Source organism: Cellvibrio sp. 25HG11W-0 (assembly GCF_057815475.1).
In genome coordinates this window covers 4,079,914-4,104,038 of the sequence record NZ_CM174230.1, presented here as the reverse complement: position 1 = coordinate 4,104,038, position 24,125 = coordinate 4,079,914, and the positions used below count along the sequence as shown (strand labels likewise).

General features: G+C 50.5%; 16 protein-coding genes. 6 read left to right on the top strand and 10 right to left on the bottom strand.

The genetic code is table 11. From position 1 onward, the window contains the following. Positions 1-2: 2 nt before the first annotated feature. From AC0KUT_RS17140 to AC0KUT_RS17115, 6 genes are all read right to left on the bottom strand, one after another. On the bottom strand, positions 3-5,345 hold the full coding sequence (locus AC0KUT_RS17140; protein ID WP_488831628.1) for a PAS domain S-box protein: 5,343 nt from the start codon (positions 5,343-5,345) through the stop codon (positions 3-5). Positions 5,346-5,712: 367 nt separating this feature from the next. Next, positions 5,713-7,053 (bottom strand): hypothetical protein, encoded by a 1,341-nt coding sequence (locus AC0KUT_RS17135; protein ID WP_488831627.1) that lies wholly within the window; start codon positions 7,051-7,053, stop codon positions 5,713-5,715. Next, positions 7,043-7,600 (bottom strand): hypothetical protein, encoded by a 558-nt coding sequence (locus AC0KUT_RS17130; RefSeq protein ID WP_488831626.1) that lies wholly within the window; start codon positions 7,598-7,600, stop codon positions 7,043-7,045. Before AC0KUT_RS17130 ends, AC0KUT_RS17135 begins: the two co-directional genes overlap by 11 nt. 81 nt (positions 7,601-7,681) lie before the next feature. Next, a complete protein-coding gene (locus AC0KUT_RS17125) occupies positions 7,682-8,488 on the bottom strand; it encodes a glucosaminidase domain-containing protein (protein WP_488831625.1) in 807 nt (268 codons plus the stop codon). Positions 8,489-8,505: 17 nt separating this feature from the next. After that, a complete protein-coding gene (locus AC0KUT_RS17120; protein WP_488831624.1) occupies positions 8,506-9,216 on the bottom strand; it encodes a replication protein P in 711 nt (236 codons plus the stop codon). Next, positions 9,128-10,354, bottom strand: coding sequence for a DnaT-like ssDNA-binding domain-containing protein (locus tag AC0KUT_RS17115; RefSeq protein WP_488831623.1), 1,227 nt, complete (start codon positions 10,352-10,354; stop codon positions 9,128-9,130). Before AC0KUT_RS17115 ends, AC0KUT_RS17120 begins: the two co-directional genes overlap by 89 nt. 307 nt (positions 10,355-10,661) lie before the next feature. Between AC0KUT_RS17115 and AC0KUT_RS17110 the strand changes: the two genes are divergently transcribed. Then, positions 10,662-12,659 carry a TonB-dependent receptor plug domain-containing protein gene (locus AC0KUT_RS17110; protein WP_488831622.1) on the top strand — a complete coding sequence of 666 codons (1,998 nt, stop codon included), beginning with the start codon at positions 10,662-10,664 and terminating at the stop codon, positions 12,657-12,659. 137 nt (positions 12,660-12,796) lie between these two features. Here the strand turns inward: AC0KUT_RS17110 and AC0KUT_RS17105 are convergent, their stop codons facing one another. Then, positions 12,797-14,161 carry an ATP-binding protein gene (locus AC0KUT_RS17105; protein ID WP_488831621.1) on the bottom strand — a complete coding sequence of 455 codons (1,365 nt, stop codon included), beginning with the start codon at positions 14,159-14,161 and terminating at the stop codon, positions 12,797-12,799. A 57-nt stretch (positions 14,162-14,218) separates the two neighbouring features. After that, complete coding sequence (locus AC0KUT_RS17100) at positions 14,219-15,757, bottom strand: DUF3369 domain-containing protein (protein WP_488831620.1); 1,539 nt, start codon at positions 15,755-15,757, stop codon at positions 14,219-14,221. Positions 15,758-16,267: 510 nt separating this feature from the next. Between AC0KUT_RS17100 and AC0KUT_RS17095 the strand changes: the two genes are divergently transcribed. After that, positions 16,268-17,533, top strand: a complete 1,266-nt coding sequence (locus AC0KUT_RS17095; RefSeq protein WP_488831619.1) for a hypothetical protein — start codon at positions 16,268-16,270, stop codon at positions 17,531-17,533. A gap of 109 nt (positions 17,534-17,642) precedes the next feature. On the opposite strand, the gene AC0KUT_RS17090 is transcribed toward AC0KUT_RS17095, so the two are convergent. Further along, on the bottom strand, positions 17,643-18,470 hold the full coding sequence (locus tag AC0KUT_RS17090) for a sulfurtransferase (RefSeq protein ID WP_488831618.1): 828 nt from the start codon (positions 18,468-18,470) through the stop codon (positions 17,643-17,645). A gap of 96 nt (positions 18,471-18,566) precedes the next feature. Continuing rightward, on the bottom strand, positions 18,567-19,586 hold the full coding sequence (gene rsgA, locus AC0KUT_RS17085; RefSeq protein ID WP_488831617.1) for a small ribosomal subunit biogenesis GTPase RsgA: 1,020 nt from the start codon (positions 19,584-19,586) through the stop codon (positions 18,567-18,569). A gap of 110 nt (positions 19,587-19,696) precedes the next feature. On the opposite strand from rsgA, the gene orn reads away from it, so the two are divergent. From orn to AC0KUT_RS17065, 4 genes are all read left to right on the top strand, one after another. Further along, positions 19,697-20,254, top strand: coding sequence for an oligoribonuclease (gene orn, locus AC0KUT_RS17080; RefSeq protein ID WP_488831616.1), 558 nt, complete (start codon positions 19,697-19,699; stop codon positions 20,252-20,254). Between the two features lie 251 nt (positions 20,255-20,505). Further along, on the top strand, positions 20,506-20,919 hold the full coding sequence (locus AC0KUT_RS17075) for a CopL family metal-binding regulatory protein (protein ID WP_488831615.1): 414 nt from the start codon (positions 20,506-20,508) through the stop codon (positions 20,917-20,919). A gap of 310 nt (positions 20,920-21,229) precedes the next feature. Continuing rightward, positions 21,230-23,377, top strand: coding sequence for a copper resistance system multicopper oxidase (locus AC0KUT_RS17070; RefSeq protein WP_488831614.1), 2,148 nt, complete (start codon positions 21,230-21,232; stop codon positions 23,375-23,377). 2 nt (positions 23,378-23,379) lie between these two features. After that, positions 23,380-24,096, top strand: a complete 717-nt coding sequence (locus AC0KUT_RS17065) for a copper resistance protein B (RefSeq protein WP_488831613.1) — start codon at positions 23,380-23,382, stop codon at positions 24,094-24,096. Positions 24,097-24,125 lie beyond the last annotated feature (29 nt).

Below are 24,125 nucleotides of genomic sequence, written 5' to 3'. Positions count from 1 at the left end.
CACTAAAGTTTATCGGGTAGTTGTGCAAGAGTGCTGAGTGCTGCACCAAAGTCGAGGGCATTCACCTGTTCCAACAGTGTATTCAGCAAGTCTTGGTGTGCTGTTGGTTGACGGCAAAGCGCTTCTACTTGATCTAATACGGCGAGATTATCCTCTTTTAACAGTGCCTGTATCGCTTGTTTTTGCATTTGCCATTCGGCGGCGCTGAGCGGTGCTGCAGGCGAGGTGCTCGCTGTAGTCTGCAGGCTATCTGGTTGTTGTACTTGCTCGTTGAGCAGAGTCTTGCTGTTCGTGAGTAGCTCCTCTAACTGTGTCAGTAATTCGGGCGTGACTAGCTCAGTCAGCTGTGCTTGCTCGGCATTTTTTAGCGCTTTTTCCAATGTTGCGGCAACAGCGGCAAGCCTGCTTGCGCCTAGGGTGCTGGCAACGCCTTTTAATGAATGTGCTGCAATACAGGTTGCCTCGAGGTTTTGTTTTTCGGCTTGCGTGCGCATCTGGTCAATTAGCTTTTGCGCCTCCTGGGGAAATTGGGCGAGGCTGCGCAGATAAAGTGATTGATTGTTACCAAAGCGCTTTAACAGATTGCTATAGGGTTCAACCAATGGCGTTGATGGATTATCTTTCGCGTCGCTCGTTTCCTGCGCAGTGGCTTGTGCAACTTTAGCAGCGGCTTCAGGTGCGAGGGGGCTTATAACCAAGCGAGTATTTTGCGTTGTAGTATCGAAGCGCCCGCAGAGTTTTAAAATATGCGGAACCAACTCATCCATATCAATGGGTTTGCCGATATGTTCATTCATGCCTGCCTGTAGGCAATCGCGGCGGTCAGAAGCCGAGGCATTGGCGGTCATGGCTAAAATGGGTAGCTGCTTAAAGCGAGCATCGGCACGTATGCGGCGGGTTGCCTCAAAGCCGTCTATGTCGGGCATTTGAATGTCCATAATCACCAAGTCATAGGCATTGGGGTTGCTCATGACTTTGGCTACACCTTCGATACCGCCCTCGGCTAAGTCAACCAATGCGCCTGCATTACCTAATAGCTCTGCGGCTACCTGCCGGTTGATGGCGTTGTCTTCAACGACCAGTAAACGTAAGTTAGAGAGTAACTTTAATTCGTGCCTAGGATTTATTGCTTCTTTTCTCTCACCGCTAATGGCGGCGACGAGTGTTTCGGTTAAGAGTTGTGGCGTAAGCGGTTTGGTCAGTAGCTCAGCGAAGGGGACTTCGCCTTGCTCTTGGCGCTCGGCTAAAATTTCGCGGCCATAGGCAGTCACCATAATGACCACGGGCGGATGTTTTAAGTCTTTGTGGCCGCGAATCATTTCGGCGGCGGTTAGTCCATCTAGGTCGGGCATGCGCCAGTCCATTAAAATGGCATCAAAACCTTGTTTGAGACGGTTGGCTTCCAGCGTGAGGGCTATGGCATCGCGGCCATTTTCTGCTTGTAATACTTCCCAGCCAACATTTTCTAAGGTTTTGGCGGTCAGCTCACGCACCAATTGGTTGTCGTCTACCACAAGTACTTTGCGCTGCTGTTGTGTGACGCTACTGGTGTCCAGCAGGGGAATGTCAGACATTATGGGGAGGGTAATGTCAAATTCAAAGCGGCTGCCTTTGCCGAGCCTGCTTGTCAGTTGCAATGTGCCGCCCATCAGTTCGATTAAGCGTTTGCTGATAACTAGGCCCAGACCTGTACCGCCAAAGCGGCGGGTGGTAGAGGCTTCCGCTTGGGTAAAGCCATCAAAAATGCGCGCTTGTTGTTCTTGGCTGATGCCTATTCCGGTATCTATAACCGCTATTTTTAGCTGAAGTTCTTGTGCGCTTTGCTTAACGCGGTCTAGGTGCAGTATCACTTGCCCTGCAGGGGTGAATTTGAGTGCATTGCCCGTGAGGTTAATCAGTATTTGCTGCAAGCGTAAACGGTCTCCTATCAGCATGCGCGGTAGCTGTGAGTTCACATCAAAAATAACTTCAACGGCTTTAGCTTCGTGGTTGCCGGTGAGAATCACGGCGAGATCGCGTAATAATAACTCTAAGTCGAAGGTGTGGGGGTCCAGTTGTAACTTGCCCGCGTCAATTTTGGAGAAGTCGAGAATATCATTGAGCAGGCCCAGCAACGATTTGGCGGCGGTATGTGCTTTGCCCACATAATCCTGCTGGCGGCTATTAAGTTGTGTTTGTTGGACGAGCTGCAGCATGCCTAACACAGCATTCATGGGGGTGCGAATTTCGTGGCTGATGTTGGCTAAAAAAGCAGATTTAGCGGCGCTCGCAGCATCGGCCTCGTCTTTTGCATGGCGCAAGCTATCTTCCAGTAGGTGTTGGTCGGTAATGTCTTGATTGATCCCCGTTACTCTTATCGCACGCCCTTGGGCATTGTGCTCGACCACGGCGCCAGCTTGAACAAAGCGTACTTGGCCTGTGGGTAATAGCACGCGGAAAACCAAGTTATAAATCTCTCGATTCTCTATGGCGCCCTTGAGCATGGCTTCGGTTCTTGCAAGGTCTTCGGGGTGTACGCGCTCCTGCCAGTGTTTATAGTTAAGTTCATTGTTGGCGAGTAATTGAATGGGCTGGTTATAGATGGCGAACATGCGCTCATTCCATTCCAGCGAATCGTCCTCTAGATTCCACGTCCATATGCCCAGCTCGGCGACACCGGCAGCTGTTTCGAGCTGATCTCGGGTATGCTCCAGTAGGCGCTGTTGTTCTAGTTCGGCCGTAATGTCGGTGGCTATACCCAAATAGCCGGTGATGCCGCCCTGCTCATCGCGCATGGCGGTGACCGCGAGTGAAACGGTTAGCTGGGAGCCGTCTTTGCGTATGTAGGTCCAATCGCGTGTTTCTGGGCCTTCGGTTCTGGCTTTAAAGGTAAATATGTCGAAGCCTTCAATCGTGGTTTGATATTCATGGCTTAGTGCCTCTGCGCGCGCGCCAACTTCTGCGGGTAGGTGTAGGCGGGCAGGGCTGCTTTTGCCCACCATCTCTGCCGCACTGTAACCCAGCATTTTCTCCGCGCCGCGGTTAAAGACCGTGATTAGTCCATCGCAGTCGGTGGTGATAATGGATTGTTCCGAGGCTGCATCGAGTAAGTTGGTGAGCAGCCGGTTGAATTGGGTGCGCTCCGCTTCAGTCGCTTTGCGCTGCGTGATGTCGATACGCAGCGCCAAATAACGCTCCACGTTGCCTTGGGTATCAAGCAGTGGCGCTATGACCGTATCAAACCAGCGGAGGTCACCATTTTTGCTGCGGTTGCAAATTTCGCCGCGCCAAGTTTGCTGGTTGTTGATTGCTTGCCAGAGGTTTTGCCAGAAACTTTTAGGGTGAATGTGTGAGCTAAGTAAGCTATGGCTCTCACCGATGAGCTCTTCTTTTTTATAGCCGCTGGTCAAACAAAAGTTATCGTTAGCATCCAAAATACGCCCTTTGGCGTCGGTAATGGTATAGAGCATGTGCTCATTAATACTGCGCAGCAGCGCTTCGTTTTCACGCAAGGCGGCAGCGAGTTGCAGCTTGCTTTTGGTCACCTCGGTGATGTCATGCACGATTACATAGAAGCCTTCGACGTCGCCATTGCCATTATTTATTTCGGGCAAGTAGTGCGTTAGTGCGTGGCGCATTTCTGTGCTGTGAGGTATGGGTATATCGCATTCAAAGGTTTGCGCTTCGCCGCGCAGCGCGGCGGCGACTTTTTCATGGTGCTCTGCTCTGTATTGAGGGTTGAGCAGCTCATCGATATGCATGCCAGGTATCTTGCTCGCATCTATATCGAACCAGGTTTGGTAGGCGCGGTTGGCCACGCGATTAATCAGGTTCTTATCCCAGTAGCCAATGACGGATGGCATGGCATCCAGCACTGTTTGTAAGTTGCGGCGCGCCACGTCTAAGTCGTGAGTGCGTGTGCTTACTTGATGCTCTAGGGTTTGATTGAGTTTTAATAGGTCATTTTCGAGTTGTTGTTGCTCGCTAATATTACGCAGGGTTTTTGAAGCGCCAATCACGCGGCCATCTGCATCCAAAATGGGCGAAACTGAAACTGATACAGGAATGAGTTTGCCATCGGGTCGTTGACGCAGGGTGTTGAATGGCGGTACGGCTTGGTTGTGCTTGATGCGCCTCAGTATATCTTCTTCTTCAAAGAGTAAGTCTTCTGGCACTATCAGCTCAGCGAGGGGCTTGCCTATGGCGTCAGTAGCGCTATAGCCTAAAATTTCTTCCGCTCCATGATTCCAACTGGTCACTATACCGTCTAGGGTTTTACTGATGATGGCGTCCACGGAGGTTTCAACGATGGAGGCCATGTGGGCTTGGGCGGTAATAATTTGCTGCTTGCGTTGGCGTGTAAGGAGCAGGGTGGCGACTAAGGACGCGAGTAGGATGCTGATTAGCGTGCCAAATAGGAGCACTGAGTGAGTTGTTTGCAAATTTAGCTGTTGGATGTAGCGCGGGTAAACGCTGAGTTCCATCTCCCAGCGGCGGCCAAATATGGTGCTGTATAAATGTTGGGTATAAAGATTGGGGGAGACGGCTGTGCTGGAGTGATAAAACACTTCGCGATATTCTTGGGCTCCGCCCTTATGGGTGATGTCGGTTAGGGTGATGTGAACTTTCGTATCATCAATGGGGATACCTGCCAATACTTCTTCCATCAATAGAGGGGCATAGCTCCAGCCGAAGGCCTGTGCTCTGCGTTCTGTCTCGGTGGCGGGTGTTAGTCCGGTACGATAAATCGGCATCAACACCAGAAATGACTGCAGAGGTTTACCTGTTGTTTGTACGAGAGTGATGGGCCCCGAGAGTCTTGCTTCGCCTGAGTCTATAGCCGCGTCGGCCGCTGTGCGGCGATTAACTTCAGAGGCAATGTCCAAACCCACGGCTTGCGCATTGCGTGTTATCGGCTCGATGTATTGAATAATGTAGCGTTCGCCATCATGGGGCGCCAGTTGTTTAACCGTAAAATCTGGCCAGCCATCTGCACGCGCTTGAGCGACGAAGCGCGCCTCTTCCTCCGCTGGAACGCGGAGAATAAAACCAAAACCGCGCGCACCGGGAAACTCTCTGTCGGTGTCGCGAGTATTGCTGTATTGAGTAAATTGCTTCCGAGTAACCTGCTGTTCGCCTGCGGTCAGTATTGCGCCGCGCGCGCCGCGCAGGCCGTATTGGTAAAGTTCGATGCGTTTAAGTATGTCGCCTTGAGTGCGCTGGGCGGTTTCTTTTACGGCGTTAACTATGGCTTGCTGATTGTGGGTGTTTAAGTTGTAGGTAATAAGGCCAGTAGCGACTAGCCCGCAGGCGAGGGTTGCTATGCTCGCTATTGCGATGGGCAATAATTTACTTTTTTTCATCATGTAAGTAACTGAGTCAAAGGAGTGTGCGAGTGAACGGCATCTTGGCTCATAACGGCCTGAGGAGTCCCTGCCACGATTGTTAGGTCGCTGTTCTTTAACCCTAGCAAAATTAACCTAATACGCCAGCGAGCGCCTGAATTAAGCCGCTGAACCGCGCGCTGTTTTTTAGGGTGATTGAAGTAAGGAGGGGAGAGGCAGATAACAAATTTGATAGAGGGTTTATGGCGGTATTTAGCTCGCGCAGACGTGACAATTTACCGGCTGCAGATGGCGCAAGACCGCAGCATTACCTCGGGTAATGTGCGGTCTTTAGGTGTGCTGCGCTTGTTGCGCAAGCAATTACTCTGCGCGTTAATCTGGCCGCGCGTTAGATATTGACGTAAACAACAATCGTATCTTTTAGCTCTTTGCCATCGCTGCCGAGCAGCGTGGTGCCACTCTCGCTTTTAAGGCGTGCCGCCAGGGTGAGTTTTAGGCGTTGGGTCAGGCTAATGTCTTTGATGGTGAGCTTGCCGCTGCTGGTGTTTAGAATAATCTCGCTGTCGCTAAAGCTGTCGGACAAGTTTTTGTCGATGCTCCACTCCAAGTCGCTACCGGTGTAGAGCGCGGTGCTGTTGCTGGTGTCGGCGTAGGTTATTTTTACCTGTGGTTCGATGCTGCTATTTTTACTGACACTCAGCTCCTCGGTGGCACTGTCGCTGTTGGGGCCAAGAATAGCCATCGACTTGAGTTCAGGGGTGAGTATTTTCAGGGCGAGCTGGCTGGTTACACCATTGCAATTAGCGGTAAGCGTAACCGGAGTGCCATTCAAACTGCCGCTTTTAGCCGTAATGGTGCCCTTGGCGCTATCAATCGTTAACACATTGCTATTGTCACTGGTGAAGCTGACATTGGTGGTGATGTTGCTATCACTTTGGCTTGGATACTTGCCCATAACCTTAAGGGTGGCCGTTTCACCGTTGCGCATTTCTAAGGATTTGCTGCTGGTGAGAGTGAGGCTAGCAAGGGAGTCCTTGATCTCGATCTCAAGCACGTTCGAGGTGATCGTCTGGTCACTGTTGTTGGTGCCGCTGGCGATGACCTTTACCTTGCCGCTTTTATGCGTACTCATGAGCCCTTTGCTTGGGTCTTTAAAGCTCGCGAAATTTTTGCTGTCGCTATCGCTAAAGCCCCATGCTAATGGATAGGGCAAGATGTAATCGCCATGAAACATTGCAGCGGCGCTAAGTGAGGTATCTTTACATACATCAACACTGCCGGTGCTGTGGGCAATGGCTATGCTGATGAGGTCTGCGTCAATTACCGTGACTTGTTTATTGACCATCATACCTGCGTAGCTAACAGTCAGGATGAAGTCGCCCGCCTTGCCTGCCGCGGTAAACAAGCCTGTTTTACTGATGCTGCCGAAGCTGGCATCACTCAGTTGCCAGCTGCTTTTCGCGTTAAGGTTAATAGCAGCTGCACTGGTGTCTGCCTTAAGGCCCAGTACATTAAATTGCTGCGTGCCCTTGGCGTGTACATAGCCCTGTGTTTCGTCGAGCTTGATGCTGGTGATTTCTTTGTTGGTGGCGTCCACCACTTGCGCAAAACTTTTGGCGTCGCTGTTGCCGCCGCCGCAACCGCTTAGGCTTAGCCCAAGGCCGCTCAGGCTTAGAATCAGCGCGAGGGATAGGTTTAAGGTGTTCGGCATAGGTTTATTAGAATTCATAGTTAACTCCTAGGCCGCAGCCTTCAATGCGCAAATCGGCATCGCGGTAATAGCTGGCGCAATCGAGTGACCAGTAAAGGGGTTGGCTGGCGATAATTTTGTCTTGCAAGGTAAAGCCGTAACTAAAGTCGGAAAAGGTATCGCTATAGCTACTGCCTACCTTAATCGCGGTGGTGTCTATCTCGGTCGAGGCGTAGCCGAGCAGGACGGTGAAGCGCAGCTCATCAGACTCTGCCTCTGGGTTGGACAGGCTAATGTAGGCCGCAGATTGCTGGGTAATATCCATGCTGATTTTGCCGTGTTTTTGCGCATCATTGATGGGAGTGCCAATGAGCCCTACCAGCCCTATGCCCGCGAGCATACCTTCGGTGGCGGCAATCTTGCCGCGCAGTTGGAACACATTGGGCGCTAGGCGCTCATCGCTGGCTTTAATGTTGATATGGGCGGCTTGCCCAGAGATGCTGTAAACAATGGGCAGCTCTGCGTGCGCGTGAAGGCTGCTGAGCGCGCATACTGCGAGGGCGCTCAAAACGACTGCTTTACACATAGTGGATCCTTGTGGGGTTAGGCATTATTTGTAAGGGTTAGGCTTTGTTTGTATGGGTTAGATGTTAAAACCTTGGCGCTATTATTCCAGCTCATTGGCACGGATTACTGTGCGCAACTCGGCGATATAGTGTTCGCCACGGCCAGAGTACTTGCCGAGCTCGGCGACCATTTTGTGCCCTGTAAATTGCGCGGGTGTATCGCGTAACTGAGCGCGCAATTGGCGCCAGCCTCTATAGGCATTATGGGTATTGATGTTGCGAAAATACGCCAGCAATGACTCTTCGACACTGGCAAACTTTTTCACTTCATGTTTGGCGTGTGCCGCACGTTTGTTGGGCACTATGCCGCAACCGGGCGTGTAACACCACTGGCCAAATAAATTGTAGGCTTCTTCGGCAAAGCGCGAAGTACCCCAGCCGGATTCAACCGCTGCCTGTGCTAATACCATTGCCTCGGGAATTTGATCGACACGCAGCAGTAAGATATCCACTGCTTTAGCGTCCTCGGGGTAGACCTCGCGTGTTACGTGATATTTTTCGCGCAGCTTGTCGAGATTGCGTTGGTTAACGCCGGTGATGGTTTGGCTGGTTTCCCATTCGTGTTTAATTTTCACCAAGCGTTCGCGCGATTGCAGCAGTTGCGCATTTTTTTCCGCGATCATAGGGCGCAATAAATCTAAAAACTGTTGTTTGCGCTCGGGTGTTTGTTCTATGGCGCTAAAGTCGGGTAAGTGAGTGCTGGTGGAGAGTTCCTCGTCGCCAAGCAAGTCGCTGCCGCCGCCCCAAAAGGTGTGAGTATTGCTGAGAAAAAGCACGAGTGCTAAGCAGAAAAGTGCATAGCCCAACAGGCTGGCGGCAAGTAGTCGAGCGGATGTTGTTTGGTTCATGAAAAATAAGCTCAGTATTAAAGATCAAGTTGTTTGCGCAGCGCATCCATGCGCGCTAGGTTTTCTTCCTTGGTGAGTGGCGTTTCAATTTTTTCCGGCAGTGCGTGAATTTGCGGCGCCGGGAGCGATTCGCCATTCATTACACGCTCGCACAATTTTAAATAGTGGCGTTCAAAAATAGGGAAGGCCGTTCTTTCATTGTTATTGGCGATAAAAAACCAATCGCTCGCCACGCCCGCGTGGTAAATCGCCGGGTGGCTCCAAGCGTAGGCCGCCTTGGGGCTGGGCGCGCGGCAGGCTTCTACATAAGCGCGGTGCGCATCGAGCAGGCCAAACTTTTCTGGGTCGCCCTGACAGGCGCGCAGCATGCGATTAAGCGTGGGCAAATACTCGGATTCTTCAATCACTTTTTTAGCGCCGCGGCGAATGGTTTCGGGTGCAAACGCGGCGAGGCTCTCTAGCCAAAGCTTTTTAATTTGGTTGAGTACCTGGGTATCGCTATAGGCCTTGTAATACTGGTTGTGATAATTAATGCGAAACAGCGCGAAGACTTCATTGAGCGCATCAATGTGGTCGCTGCTGACTTGGCGCTGGTTATCTCGTGGGTTGCGATAGTCGTGCTGGCTCTCAGAGCTAGTATTAGCTGGCCCAGCTGCGGTCGCTGAGGTCGTCGCTGAGGCTGCGATCTCTTGTGCTACTTGTTGGATGAGCGAATTGCTGTCCTGCATGGCTGTTAACCTGTGGCGAATGAGTCGTCGTAAGGGCGTGTTGTTTGGCCCAGTGGTACTTTACATGTTGTAAAAATTTGGTGTTCCAGCTGGCGTAAACCTGATTGCTGTCGCGCCAGAATAATAAAAATTCGGCCAGTTGGCGCTGGGCAAAGCTCATGTCGATGTTGGCGAGCTTAAGTACATCGTACACGTCTTTGCTCGGCTGCCAATTGTCGGGAATACGGCGCGGCTCGGTATCGTGCTCTAGTGCCGAATTAAAACGTACCCATTGGCGTTTTACGTGCTGAATAAATTTGCTGTTCCAGGTGCGCCCTACATCGCCGCGCTCTTGCCAGTAAACCACAAATTCCGGTATGGCATCTTCCACAAAGGCGAGGTTGACGCTGGCGTGTTTTACCAGCACTTCCAGCGCATCTTTGCTGGGGCGCCACTGGCTGTGCATGGCGATTTCTTGGTCTTGGCGAATAAAGTCCGTTTCGCTGTCGCGGCTTTGACGCGCAATTTGCGTTTGAGTTTCACGCCATTGGTGCAGCAAGTGTTTTAAAAACTTTGCTCCCCAGGCGTGATTAATCTCGCCGCGCTCGCGCCAATAGGTCACAAACTCCGGCAGCTGCTGGCGAATAAAGTAGTCGGGAATGTTGTGTTCTTTAATGCGCTTCAACAACTCGCCATCAGGCTGCCAGTTGGGCGCTATACGATTCGCACCGGGCACAGCATTGCTAAATGCGGGAGCTGCAACGGGTGCGGCAGTTGTTATGGGTGTTGTAGGCGGTAGCTGCGTGTGCGCCGTCGGTAGGGATGGTGCTTGCGTCATCGACTCAGGCGCAACCCCTGGGCTAAATGCCAAGCGCAACTGGCGGCTGCCGCTGTAGGGGGCTGACGCTAGCGCAATAATGCCCTTATCGACTAAGTTCTTGCTGATGCGCTGCACATCATAATCCGTCCAAAAGGGCATGAGTCGACTAACCCAAGCTTCGTCCAATGTTAGCCATTGGCGCCCTTGCTGCCACTCGAGCGCACTATAGGTGGCTACATCGCTTAACAGCGACAGCATACAAGCTTCCTCTAGCCCAATAGTGGCGGCGAGGGAGGGCGAAATCAGCAGTGGACGCTCGGGTAACAGGGAAGAACTCATAGCCTTTGGCCCATGGGGGCGACAGTTGTACGGTGGTATTGCAACGGTAGCGCTTAAAACGATGGAGATATACAGGCGCGATACCGAATATAGGGGCGGAATTGTAGGCCGATGGACGAGGGGATGCTAGTTAAAAGCGGTGCTCAGTCTGTAAGCGGCCTTCTTCTCGTTCCACTTTGGTTATGGCTTAGGCTCTATTGCGGGTTAATCGGTTATAACGCCCGCGACCCCCTGCTGGGATTTTAAATCAACTCAGCTATGCTTAAGTGCAATCAATTGTACAAATCGCGTTTCACAAGGGAAATACATGATTCGTTGCCATAAGCCTCTCGCTCTGCTTATCTCCGGCCTGTTCACGGCGGGAGCCAGTGCGGCTGAACCCGATTATTTTTCCTTGGAGTTAGAGGACTTATTACAGCAGCGTATTACCTCATCTACCTTGACCAGTGAAAACATCAAAACAGTCCCCTCCTCAATAACGGTTTATACCCGTGCGGATATTCGCCGCTTGGGTATGCGTTACCTAAGCGATCTAGTTAATTTTGTGCCCGGTTTTCAGAGTGTGCGCAACGATGACAGCAGCGCGAGTTATACCATGTCGAGCCGAGGGCGGAGAGTAGGGCAAGGTGCGCGCGAACTGCTCATCCTGTGGGATGGACAGCGGCTAAATGATGAGGTGAGCGGCGGCACAGGATTAAAAGACGGCCTTATCGTACTGGATAACGTCGAGCGTATTGAGTTCATTCGCGGCCCCGCCTCGGCGCTTTATGGCAGCAGTGCTATGACCGGTGTTATCAACATCATTACCCGCAGTGAACCCGAACTGTATCTAGGTTTAGGTAATCATGGGCAGCGGGACTTTAGCGGGCAGTGGCGCGGTCAAAACGAGCAGGGCTGGTTGGAGGTGCAGTGGTTAGAGAGCCAGTGGCAGGGCGAGTCCCTGCGGTTATTCGAGCCGGCACCCAACCCTGCAACGCCCACCAGTATCAATTCGAGCGATCCTTGGGAGTATCGCCAGCTGTACCTGCGCGCAGGCAGTGGCGATTTCAGCTTGAGCTTGCGCTCCTCGCAGCGGCGCACGGAGCAATTTTATGTGGCGGGTTATCTGCCCGTTAATGATGGCTATCTTGAAACTGAAAGCCGCTTTGTGGGTTTGGCTTGGCAACCTAGATTGTCAGAATCCTTGCAGCTACAGGGGAGGTTCTACCACATAGATCGCGATTTTTATGCGCACAACATAGCGACATCTGTTGCGCCGCTGCCTGTCTTCACTCCTCAGTTGTTAAGTGATGGCCATAGTGATGACCGCGAGCTTGGCACCCAGTGGGTTCTACTCGGTGAGCGGGATAGGGTCAATTGGCTAATGGGTTTAGAGTGGCGGCAGCCAGAGGTAGATAGCGCGCGCAGCAGGCTGGTGCGCGTGAGTGATGGCAGTGTATTGCGCGATGCCGAGAATGGCATGGAGGGTGAGCGGACCATAAGTGGGTATTTTGCGCAATACCAAAACGCCCTGAACGAGGCTTTGGAGTTTACCCTTGGTGTGCGTTATGACCACTATTCAGATTTGGGTGGCCACACCAGTCCACGCCTAGCGGTAGTGCAGCAGGTGGGCGATGACAACAGTTTTAAGTTGCTTTACTCCGAGGCTTTTCGTGCGCCCAGCCCTTCAGAAACTCGGCTGCTGGCAAGTGTTGCCGCAGTCGCCAACCCAAACCTTGAACCAGAAACCGCTAAAACTACGGAGCTGGTTTGGGTGCACTCGTTAAATAGCGGCTATTTGAATACCACGATTTTTGATATGCGCCTGCAAGATGCAGTAGTTGAAATAGTGACTCAAGATGGACGGCTTTCGTGGGCCAATAGCTCTCAAACAATTACCGGCGTTGAGTTGGAGTGGCAGCAACCTTGGGGCGAACACTGGCACAGTCGTTTGGCGCTTAGTCATCTTATTCACCCTGGTAGTGAAATTCACACTGAGTCCAATAGCCTTTTGGGTGCTAGCCTAAGTTATGAGTACAAGGGTTTCAGCGCGGCTTTGCTGCTGAATGTTCAAAGTGAAAAAATTGATCCCAACGAGCAGGATTATCCCGCCAATATTGCAACGACGGAAACAACTCGTTTTGGTGGGCGCAGTATTTGGGGTGCACACCTGTCTTACCGTATGCACTCTACTTTAGAGTGGTCTCTGCATGCGGACAATATTTTAGCGAAGGATTATATGAACCCCGCAGGCCGTTCAGAAAATTACTACGGTGTGCCCGGTGTTGGCCGCAGTGTGACGGCTGGGGTGCGTTGGTTTTATTGATATTTTCCTAACATCCAAAAAATAGTTCAATGCGCGAATCTGAAAGTACATGTATATGTTTTTAGTATGTGTGAATTATTTCCCGGTAAATACCTTGCTCTGAAACTTCTGATGCAATCTTATAATGTTTGATTGCGTTAGAGGTTGCAGGGAAGTGTAATGGTAAAGCGTGCCCCGTGTGTTTGATCTGTGTCTATGTCGATACTCCCGTGCAATTTTTGGGTGGCAAGGTTGTGGACGATGGATAGCCCCAAACCAGATCCTCCGGTTTTGCGCGCGGTGGTAAAGAAGGGTTCAAAAATTTTAGTACGTATATCTGCATTTATACCGCAGCCGTTGTCACTGTAGTGAATCACAGCCAGATCATTTTTTTGGCTTATGTTGAGCGCTATTTGTTTGTTATCTACGTCTGCAAAGGCGTGGTGAATAGAGTTGGTAATCAAGTTGGTAATGATCTGCGCTATGGCGCCGGGGTGGCTGTTAATTTTAATGGCGTCGCCTTCCTGTAGGGTGCAGGTAATGGCGTTTTTATTGAGCAGTGGTTGCAAACTTTTTAGGGTTAACGCAATGCAGTCGCGCAATTCAAATCGCTCTTGCTCATTCGCACTGTGAATGGCGCCAGAGAGTTTGAAGTTTTGAATTAAGCTCGCGGCACGATTGAGATTAGTGTTTATTAAACCAAGCCCTTCATCCAAGTTGGTTAAAAAGTTGGCAAATTCACCCTCGTCGAGCAGCTCATCTTTATAGAGTTTTTGCACGGTGCTTAATTCGCTTTGGCAATGACTGGATGAGGTGACGGCTATGCCGAGCGGAGTATTGATTTCATGAGCAAGCCCCGCCACTAAGCGACCTATAGATGCCAGTTTTTCACTTTCAATAAGTTGTGCTTGGGTGTGGGTTAAATTGCGCAGTGCTGATTCGAGTGTTTGGGTGCGCTCGAGAATTTTTTGTTCAAGTTGCTCGTTATTTTGTTTAAGTTGCTGCGCATAGTGATTGCGTTGTTCTGCGCTAATCGCGCGGCCGTAGGCTTCGGCCAATGCAGTGGCAAACGCAACTTCGGCACTGTTCCAAGTGCGCGCCTCGCCTTGATGTTCACAACAAATAATACCGAGAAACTTACCTCTGTGTCGAATCGGCGCATCGAGCATGGAGCTAATCTTAAAGGGGGTGAGATAGACACTGCTGAATTCAGCTGTACTTTCGTGGGTGTGTGCATTGTGGGCGACTATAGCGCGCTCGCTGTCGAGGGCAGAAAAATACACGGGAAAGTCGCTGCGTGCGAGCGCTATGGCACTGTCAATTTCACAGTGATTGCCGTCGATAAGCATGCGTCCGCGAATGGCTGACTTGTCCTCGGTGAGCAGCCAAATACCTGCGCGCTGAATGTCTAGGCCTTGAATGGCGGCGGTGAGTATTAGCAGGCCCGCCGCCTGAAGGTCGCCATCATCAATCAAATTAGATTTGGAAACATCGTGCAGTATTTCGTTGAGATCTTCGTTCATGGCAATGGTTTAAATCCCTCGTTCGTTTATTGCGAACTATTTTTTTGAGTGCAATTATTAGTTCTCATTTTTGTGATCTGGCAGGCTTGCGCGGATTGTTTGAAAGCAAGGGAATAGCTCTAGTGCCGCATCGACTAGTTGCGGGTCAAATTGTTTGCCGCGTCGGTCTAGCACATATTGGATGATTTCATTTTCTTGCCAAGGTTTTTTGTAGGCGCGTTCAGAGCCGAGCGCATCTATTACATCAATGATGGCGGTGATGCGACCTTCAAGGGGGATGTCGGTACCGCTGAGGCGATTAGGGTAGCCTTGGCCATCCCAGTGCTCGTGATGGCTGATAGCAATACGTGCGCCCATTTTGGCAATCGTACGCGTGGAATCTTTGAGTAGGTCGTAGCCAATTTGCGCATGGGTTTGCATGATGGCCCACTCTTGCTCATTGAGCTTTCCGGGTTTATGCAAAATAGTTTCGGGTATGCCTATTTTTCCTATGTCATGCAAAGGCGACGCAAATTTTACGATCTCGGCATATTCTGGATCTTTGCCAATTTTGAGTGCGAGCAGCTCGCACATGAGGGCAACGCGGCGTACGTGGGCCCCTGTTTCTTTTGAGCGCTGTTCTATAGCGTCGCCTAAAACGAGTAGCAGCTCTTTTTGTGTTTCTTGTATGTGTTCGCGGCTGTGTAAATTCTGAAAAATAAGGGTGATATTGGCGGCAAAGAGTTTGAGTATCTCTTCTTGAAGTGGTGTGTGGCTTTGGTGAAAGCGCGTGTAGAGAACACTCTCGGTATTGGCATCGGTATGGTAATAGCCGATAAAAATATCGTGTTCATTGGTCGATTTTTTTTGCTCCAAGGTATTGGTAATCGCTTGGGTGATATCAGGAGGGATTATGCCTGTGTCCCATTCATGGTGCAGTTGTACTTCATCACCTGTTGCCGCTAACAAAACCAATTCGGTATCGCCAAATAAATCCACGTGCTGACTGACCAAATACATTTCGGCAGTTTTAATGTCGAGCAGTTGAATGGTGTGGTTTAGTATGGCATTCCCAAACTGATGAAGTGTTTTGCTGCGCAATACCGAGTCGGATGCGGCAATGACTTGCTGCATGCCGCGTTTGCTGTTTTCAATGGTAATAATGTCGCGGTAAGAGCGAATGGTGGAATAGACACAGGTTTTGAGTTTGGTGTTTGTCAGCTCCGTTTTGCTTTTATAGTCATTGATGTCGTAGTCGCGAATCACGGTTTCTTCTGGGCAGCTACCGGGCTGGCCAGTGCGCAAGACGATACGGGTCGCATGATTTTTCAGGTCGTTGCGAATTTTATGAATTAACGCTAGACCTGCGTTGTCGGTTTCCATAATGACATCGATAAACGCGAGTGCTATGTCTGGGTTGTCTTTAAAGAGCTGCAGGCCTTCTTGTGCATTAAACGCGTTTAAAAACTGAATGGGGCGAGAGTCCACCAAGGTGTTTTTAAGAACCATCTGGGTGACTTGGTGTACCTGCTGCTCGTCATCCACTATGGCGATTTTCCACGGTGCTTTTTCGGCTGCCTGATGGGTGTTGGTGCGTTTAGGTTTTAAAAATTTCATGGTGTCCCTCTCTCAACCTATCCAAGTATAGGTTGTAAAAAAGTATTGGCACTTATTGTGATATACCTTTTTGTCATTTTCTATTTGCAGGCTCTGGTTTGGAGGAATATCGGGCGGCCTAAGTCGCGCTGAAAATATATGTTACTAAAGTGCAACATGATGGGAGCTTTACTGCGGGTGAAGTGTTACCGGTGGAGTGCTTTCGGCTTCAAAGGGAACCCTGTGCGGGCGGCGAGTCGCGGTTGGTGTAATAGCTTGTAATCTCGGTTAAGCAATATGTGATCTACAGTAGTAGTGCAGAAACTGTATTCAGGATGAATTAATTTTTTTGTCACTGCTGAGTCTTTTTCACAGATTTTTTTGGATAAGAAAAGCGGCCTCTGTCGATTAGTATGCTGGTGGGTGGAGGCGCCTGAAAGCCGTGTGTTTCGGGCTGTTAGGTAGGCTTAGGTCTGTGTCAGTATTCAGCAATACTTAAACCTTTGTTAATTTTATTTTTAAGGAAAAACAATGAAAAATTTTTATCTCTTCGGTATCGCAGCTGTTATTTTAAGCGTCACACATGTGGTCTTCGCAGAAACAGATCACTACTGTCGCGCACCGGCCAAGGTGGCGGACGTGGCACAGCCCATGAATTACCCTGATCAATACGCGTGGAAGTTGTTTTTAGAGGTGAATAAACAAGCCAAGGCCGAATCCATTAAGGTGAAAGGTAAAACCTTAAAGCTTAATAATGCCTACTGGGAAACCTGGATAGATGATGTAGCAAACTTTCCTGCGCAACCCAACCCTGCTGCGCCACCAAAATGGCCTAGCAAGGCGATGGGGCATAAGTTAGTGAATGCGTCTTTTAGTGCGCATCAATCGCTGCAGGCCGGCAAAAATGCTGCGGCGAATATTATGAGCGAATCCTCTTGTCAACTGAGTGGGGGTACTTGCGAAGTGGTTTATCGCAACAAAACCACGTTTGAATACATCCTTAACAATAAACTTTGGTATCAGGAAGGAATTGCGGAATTTTTTGCGAGCGGCAAACAAGTTGTGTTCCCTATCGACAGTATTGAGGTAAAAGCAAATTGGCAAACCATTACGGAAAAAGATAAGGCGCAATACCACTGGAATTACACCGATGATGGGCAATTGATTGGGTTGGTTGCTATGCACATCAGTTCTAAGGTGATTCCCAATTGGCTCTGGGCTACCTTTGAGCATGTGGCCAATCCGGGGCGCTGTGATTTGTTGGGTTGCTACGACTGTTACGGCACCAGCCCGCAGGTTATACCGGCAAATACCAAAGCGTTCGGCGGTCAGTATCCTGTGGGTAAGCTAAGCCCCGCGCTGGTAAGAAATTATAAAGATGCAGGTTACAAGGGTGTATGGGCGCAAGAGTGGCAACATTATCGGCTTAAGGGCAGCATGGTGAATTTTACTGATTCTTATGGCAACCCTAATCTCTTGGGTAATTCTGTGACTGAGAGTGGTTTTGTGGCCACATCCTCTTGCATCGGCTGTCATAGTCGTGCGGCGGTAACGGCGGATGGGGCTAAAGCTTTTCCGATGTTTGGCGAGCTGCCTTCAGCCGTGGCGACCAACGCGATTCCTGCGCAATATGGCTATCAGTATTTAACGGTAAATGGCACGCCCGATCCGGCAGATTTTTATCATCGCGCAGGTAATTTATATAGCAATAATCCCAATGGTATTTTGAAGTTGATGCAGACGGATTTTGTGTGGGCAATTCCAATGCGCGCCAAAGCGGTTAAACCGAAAAAATAGTGTTGCTATTCGTGCGTAGATCAAGCGAGAAAACGTAAAATAAAAGCAGAAAAAGGGGTATCAATCAGTGATGATTGATACCCCTTTTTATTTATATTGAAGCAAAAGCTTACATGGCGATAACGGGTTCGCTTTTCTCGACCGGAGTTGTCGGGTGATTGCCCCATTCCGCCCAAGAGCCGTGATAGGCGCGAATATTAAAACCGAGATGCTTGCCTACTAAATAAGTGAAGCCGGAGCGGTGATGGCCTTGGCAGTGAGTAATCATACGTTTGTTGCTGGTGAGTCCTTTGCTGGCGAGGTGTTCGCGTGCATCAGTGCGAATGCGCATGCCATTGTTGGGGTCCATTAACTCTGTCCACTCGCAATTAATGGCGCCGGGAATATGGCCAGACTTCAGCGCTGTTAAACGTTCGCCGCTGTACTCGGCAGCGCTGCGCGCATCCCAAACCACAAAGTCGCCGCGATCGAGTTCGCCGATAATGTCGTGAATTTCGACCACTACTTTTGAATCTACTTTGACGCTCACTTTGCTCGGCGTCACCGTTGGGATCTCTTTTGTTAAGGGTTGCTTGGACGCGCGCCAAGCATGCAGGCCGCCATTGAGATAGGAGGCGTTTTTATGGCCTATGGCGTCCAGTGTCCAGAGCATGCGCCCAGCCCAACCGCCGCCCTCATCGTCGTACACTACAACATGCGTATCCGGCGTTAAACCCAAAAAGGAAAAGACGCGGTTGAGTTGTTCGACCGAGGCAATTTTGTTGGGCACGGGCGCTTCGCCACAGAGAATTTTGTGTGGTGGCACATGGATAGCGCCATCGATGTGACCTTGCAGATAAGTCTGTTCTGCGCACATATCAATAATTAATAATTTACTGGTAGGTTGCGCCAAGAGCGCGGCCAACTGTGTAGGTTCAATTACAAAGGGGAGAGCCATGAATTACTCCGTTAATCATTAAAAAATTAAAATGAACGTGAAATTATCCTGCTGTGCGAGTACTTGTTTGTTCTCTATTAATGTGGTGCTGTTGGATTAATTTTCATTAAGTGTACGCAAAATATAGCGATAGGAATCCATCCGCGTAGCGCTGATTTTACCTGCATCCAACGCCGTTAAAATAGCGCAGCCTGGCTCATGGCGGTGCGAGCAATCGCGAAACTTACAGTGACCAATAAAATCGCGAAACTCGATAAAACCTTCTAATACTTCTGACTCTTCCATGTGCCATAAACCAAATTCGCGAATACCGGGTGAATCGATCAAATGCCCACCACCGGGGAAATGCAACAGCGTGGCGCTGGTCGTGGTGTGTGTGCCCAGTTGGCGCTCAGACAGGCCACCCACGCGTAAGTTGCTTTCAGGCAATAACGCATTAATTAAGGACGACTTACCAACCCCAGACTGACCCACAAACACACTGGTGTAGTGATTAAGATATGCTTTTAATTCTTCCAACCCTTGGCCGTTCTGGGTGGATACCATCAGCACTTGGTAACCTAATTTTCGGTAGGTGCTTTCTAAATAATCTACTTTCTCTCGTGTCGCTTCATCAATACGGTCGGTTTTGTTGATCAACAGAACCGGTTCAATATCAATCGCATTGGCCGCCACTAAATAGCGGTCAATCAAATTAGCGTGGGGTTCGGGGTAGGGCGCCACCACAATAATAATACGGTCAATATTGGCGGCGACTGTTTTCATATCGCCGTGGGGATCGGGGCGCTGCAGGGCTGAATGGCGCGGCAAAACGGCTACGACAACCCCCATAGGATTACCTGTGCGCCACACCACGTTATCGCCGGTGACCAGTGAACCTAAATTACTGCGAAAGTGGCAGCGTTGATGCTGACCTTTATTTTCACCTTCGGTTGCCTCCACTACCACCTGCATACCGTAGTGGGTAATGATCATGCCGTGCTGCTCAGGGCCGAGATCACTCTCGTTCAGCTGAGTGTCTGCCGCATTGTCGCGCTTAGTGGCGCGGGCGCTGCGTTCGTCCTGAATTTTTTCTATACGCCATTGCTGGCGGCGGGTAAGTTTGCGTTTCGACATGCGCGGGGAAATTAACTCGTGAAGTGGTTGGGAATCCGGTGAATTGGCGAGATTAAACAATATGGTTTAGGCTTGCTCGCAATTGTGCCCTATTTAACGGAGAAACACCCATGGCAAATGCAATACCCAGCGAAAACAACCTCATTTGGATTGATTTGGAGATGACCGGGCTCAACCCGGACACCGATGTCATCATTGAAATTGCCACAATCGTTACCGATGCCGACCTCAATGTTCTCGCTGAAGGGCCCGTATACGCCATTCACCAAGCAGAAAGCGTTTTGCAGGGTATGGACGAATGGAATACCAACCAGCACGGCAAATCTGGCCTTAGCCAGCGTGTGCGCGACTCAAAAATAAGCCTCGCGCAAGCCGAAGCCGACACTATCGCGTTTTTGACCCAGTGGGTGCCCAAGGGGAAATCGCCTATTTGCGGCAACTCCATCTGCCAGGATCGCCGCTTTTTAGTGCGTGGTATGCCGCAGTTAGAAGATTATTTTCACTACCGCAATTTAGATGTCAGCACCATCAAAGAGCTCGCTCGCCGCTGGCGCCCCGATGTACTCGCTGGGGTAAAAAAATCCGGTGCGCATTTAGCTTTAGATGACATAAAAGACTCCATTGCAGAGCTGCAGCACTACCGCGCGACATTTTTCAAAATGGATTAATGTTCAAAACATTGTTCGCAGCGGTGTAAAAAAGGCGACAAATTTGTCGTCTTTTTTTATGCATTCAGGGCCATGTTTGAGCGGATGATGAGTGCGTGCAGATCAGGCGAACACCCAAGTGCGCTGAGTCGGCTGCGCCCAAATGCATAGATAAAACCATGCTGGTTGATATTTGATAGATCAATATACCGCTGGACGTACTCGATACATTTGAATTAGTCTCTTTTAGTCATTTTTTATACATTGAGCAAATGAACAAAACACAGCGTCCGTCATTTTGGTTAAGCCTGTTGCTAGTACTGGTCTTTGTGGGCCAGTCGCTGGTGGTAGTTGCTATGCCCTGCCAAATGATGGAAACATCGGCCACAAGTGCTCATGATATGACGGCAATGGATCATTCGATGATGGGAATGCATCACGATATGAGTCATATGACGGCGCCAGATAAGGCATCAAAAACAGATAAATCACCCAAAACGTCGCACACCCATGACTGCTGTAAAACTATGGGGCACTGTTCCTCTAGCGGTTGCTCATTGCCCGCTATAGGCAGCAGTTTATTTGTCGACGCCTTACTTGAAACTAAGGCGATTGCCGATTCATATAGTTTTAACTTGCCAAAACCCCTGATCTCTAGCCTTTATCGCCCACCCATTTCCCTTTAATACGGGACTACTACGCCTAAAATTTGGCGCATAAGTCTGCTGGTGTATTAACGGGAGCCTCCTATTGCTCCTAGTTCTTAACTGATGTTTAGCAATCGTTAGATTGTTAGGGAGCATCCATGTATTCCCCACTTTTTCACGCGTGCCCTTGGCATGTTCAGTCGTCTTTTTTCTGCGATTTGGCAAATAAAATGACGTCATCTGCGCTTATTGTTTCTTCTGTTTTTACTTCCATTGCTCTTTCGTCAGTGCAGTTTGTTCCGCTATCACTGCGACCATTTCAACACAATCTCACTCAGGAGGCTTGGCTATGAAAACCCCCAGTACCCGCATCAATGGGATAAGTCAATTTACAGACTTAGCATCTGCAGAGCGCGATTTAACACCTATAACGGCAGCGAATATGCATGAGTTATCTGCTCCTCAGGGACAATCGCGGCGGCGTTTTGTGCTGGGGGCGTCGTCGCTCTTGGCATTCACGGCGCTGCCTACCGCTGCACATGGCCTCGCCAAGGCCGCAGCCAGTTCAGCCTCCACAAGCTCACAGCCCACTCACCTGCCAAGCGTAAATAGCGGCCCGCACACACTGCGCGGTACCGAGTTTGACCTGACTATTGGCTATCAAAAGGTCAATTTCACCGGCAGACAGCGCATTGCCACCACCGTCAACCAAAGCCTGCCCGCGCCGGTATTGCGCTGGAAAGAAGGCGAGCGCGTGACCCTGCGCGTCACCAATACACTCGATCACGACAGCTCCATTCACTGGCACGGCATGATTCTGCCCTCGGAAATGGATGGCGTACCGGGCATGAGTTTTGACGGCATTAAGCCCGGTGAAACCTTTGTGTATGAATTCGATGTGCAGCAAAGCGGCACCTACTGGTACCACAGCCACTCCGGCTTTCAGGAGCAAACCGGGCTGATGGGGGCGATTGTGATTGACCCCAAAGACCCCGACCCCGTGGCTTATGACCGAGACCTAGTGGTGCTCTTATCCGACTGGACGGATACCGCGCCGGAAAAAGTTTACGGCAAGCTGAAAAAAATGAGCCACTACTACAACTTCCGCGAGCGCACGGTCGGTGACTTATGGCATGACTTGAAACATAAAGGCTTTGCAGCAACATGGAGAGAGCGCGCCATGTGGAACCAAATGCGCATGAGCGAAACCGACATCGCCGATGTGACCGGCTACGCCTACACCTACTTGATGAATGGCGTCACCCCCGATCAGGGCTGGCTTGGCTTGTGTAAAGCCGGTGAAAAAGTGCGCGTGCGCTTTATCAATGGCGCTGCCATGACCATTTTTGATGTGCGCATTCCCGGCTTAAAAATGACTGTAGTCGCCGCCGATGGGCAGAATATTCAGCCCGTTAACGTAGATGAATTCCGCATGGGCGTGGCTGAAACCTACGATGTGATTGTGGAGCCAGAGGCCGATAGCGCCTACACGCTATTCGCGCAAAGTATTGATCGCACTGGCTATGCGCGCGGCACCTTAACGACGGATATTGCATTGTCTGCCGCAGTACCTGCGATGGATTCAGCTCCAACTCTTGGGCATCGAGAAATGGGCATGGATATGGCTGGCATGGATCACAGCGGCCATGACATGGGCGCGATGGAGGGCATGGATCACGGTGGCCATGACATGGGCGGTATGTCTGGCATGGATCATGGTGGCCATGACATGAGCAAGATGGAGGGCATGGATCACAGTAAGCATGACATGAGCAAAATGAAGGGCATGGACCACAGCGGCCACGACATGGGCGCGATGGAAGGCATGGATCACAGTAAGCATGACATGAGCAAAATGAAGGGCATGGATCACAGCAATCACGACATGAGCGCAATGGAAGGCATGGAGCACAAGTCCAAACTTGCCAAAGCGGGTTTCGGTAGCAACTTTGATCCCTTGGCCAAGATTACACACAGGGATACAGAGTTTGGCCCTCATGTGGATGCTCGCTCAGAAGCGCCGCAAAGTGGGCTAAGTGACCCAGGTGTAGGCCTGCGCAATCATCAAAAATTGCATGGTCGGCGTGTGTTGACCTATGCCGATATTCGCGGCCTGCAGCCCACCCGCGATAAACGTGAGCCATCGCGCGAAATCGAACTGCATTTAACCGGCAATATGAGCCGCTATATGTGGTCGGTGAATGGGGTCAATTTTGCCGATGCCGCGCCCTTAGAGCTCACCTACGGCGAGCGCGTCAGGATCATTCTGGTCAACGACACCATGATGACGCATCCCATCCACTTGCATGGCATGTGGAGCGAGTTGGAAACCGGCTGCGCCGAATACATTCCACGTAAACACACCATTCTGGTTCAGCCGGGTTCACGCATTAGTTATTTGGTGACCGCCGATGCATTGGGCCGCTGGGCCTACCACTGCCACCTGCTTTACCACATGCTCGGCATGATGCGTGAAGTTCGCGTTATAGGAGCATAACTATGAAAAAAACATCACCAACACTTGCGCTAGTGCTCATCTCGGCCGCGCTAGCGCACAGCCCCCAAACTCTCGCCCATGAAGGCGATGACCCGCTGCTCACTAAAGTGATGATTGACCAGCTGGAATGGCGCGCGGCTGATGGTACTGATCCCTACGTGCTTGAAGCCCAAGCCTGGGTTGGCAAAGATCTGCACAAGTTATGGATTAAAGCGGATGTGGAACAGGTCGATGGCGCCATCGAAGAGACAGAAATTCAAGCGCTTTACAGCCGCGCCATAGCGCCCTTTTGGGATGTCCAAGTCGGTGTTCGCGCCGATGTAAAGCCCGAGCCTGAACGTGAATGGGGGGTCATTGGCATCCAAGGTTTAGCGCCTTATTTTTTCGAAATAGACGCCGCCCTTTTTATCGGTGACTCGGGCGCTACCGCCGCGCGTTTATCGGCAGAGTACGAGCTGATGCTCACCCAAAAGCTGGTGCTCGCGCCGGAACTCACGCTAAATTTCTACGGCCAAAATGACATCGAAAGGCTCAGCGGTTCAGGTCTGTCTGATGCGCAAGCAGGATTGCGTTTACGCTATGAAATTCGGCGCGAATTTGCGCCTTATATCGGTGTTAATTGGAACAAGAATTTCGGCAATAGCGCCGATTTTAAGCGCGCTCACGGCGAGCTTACCAGTGACACCCAGCTAGTCGCGGGTATCCGCGCCTGGTTTTAACGCTAGCTGTTTTTACCTTAATTGTTTTA

What these genes read in the sequence shown, in the direction of transcription:
- AC0KUT_RS17140 (WP_488831628.1), bottom strand. Translation starts at nt 5,345, where the DNA reads ATGATGAAAAAAAGTAAATTATTGCCCATCGCAATAGCGAGCATAGCA.
- AC0KUT_RS17135 (WP_488831627.1), bottom strand. Translation starts at nt 7,053, where the DNA reads ATGAATTCTAATAAACCTATGCCGAACACCTTAAACCTATCCCTCGCG.
- AC0KUT_RS17130 (WP_488831626.1), bottom strand. Translation starts at nt 7,600, where the DNA reads ATGTGTAAAGCAGTCGTTTTGAGCGCCCTCGCAGTATGCGCGCTCAGC.
- AC0KUT_RS17125 (WP_488831625.1), bottom strand. Translation starts at nt 8,488, where the DNA reads ATGAACCAAACAACATCCGCTCGACTACTTGCCGCCAGCCTGTTGGGC.
- AC0KUT_RS17120 (WP_488831624.1), bottom strand. Translation starts at nt 9,216, where the DNA reads ATGCAGGACAGCAATTCGCTCATCCAACAAGTAGCACAAGAGATCGCA.
- AC0KUT_RS17115 (WP_488831623.1), bottom strand. Translation starts at nt 10,354, where the DNA reads ATGAGTTCTTCCCTGTTACCCGAGCGTCCACTGCTGATTTCGCCCTCC.
- AC0KUT_RS17110 (WP_488831622.1), top strand. Translation starts at nt 10,662, where the DNA reads ATGATTCGTTGCCATAAGCCTCTCGCTCTGCTTATCTCCGGCCTGTTC.
- AC0KUT_RS17105 (WP_488831621.1), bottom strand. Translation starts at nt 14,161, where the DNA reads ATGAACGAAGATCTCAACGAAATACTGCACGATGTTTCCAAATCTAAT.
- AC0KUT_RS17100 (WP_488831620.1), bottom strand. Translation starts at nt 15,757, where the DNA reads ATGAAATTTTTAAAACCTAAACGCACCAACACCCATCAGGCAGCCGAA.
- AC0KUT_RS17095 (WP_488831619.1), top strand. Translation starts at nt 16,268, where the DNA reads ATGAAAAATTTTTATCTCTTCGGTATCGCAGCTGTTATTTTAAGCGTC.
- AC0KUT_RS17090 (WP_488831618.1), bottom strand. Translation starts at nt 18,470, where the DNA reads ATGGCTCTCCCCTTTGTAATTGAACCTACACAGTTGGCCGCGCTCTTG.
- rsgA (WP_488831617.1), bottom strand. Translation starts at nt 19,586, where the DNA reads ATGTCGAAACGCAAACTTACCCGCCGCCAGCAATGGCGTATAGAAAAA.
- orn (WP_488831616.1), top strand. Translation starts at nt 19,697, where the DNA reads ATGGCAAATGCAATACCCAGCGAAAACAACCTCATTTGGATTGATTTG.
- AC0KUT_RS17075 (WP_488831615.1), top strand. Translation starts at nt 20,506, where the DNA reads ATGAACAAAACACAGCGTCCGTCATTTTGGTTAAGCCTGTTGCTAGTA.
- AC0KUT_RS17070 (WP_488831614.1), top strand. Translation starts at nt 21,230, where the DNA reads ATGAAAACCCCCAGTACCCGCATCAATGGGATAAGTCAATTTACAGAC.
- AC0KUT_RS17065 (WP_488831613.1), top strand. Translation starts at nt 23,380, where the DNA reads ATGAAAAAAACATCACCAACACTTGCGCTAGTGCTCATCTCGGCCGCG.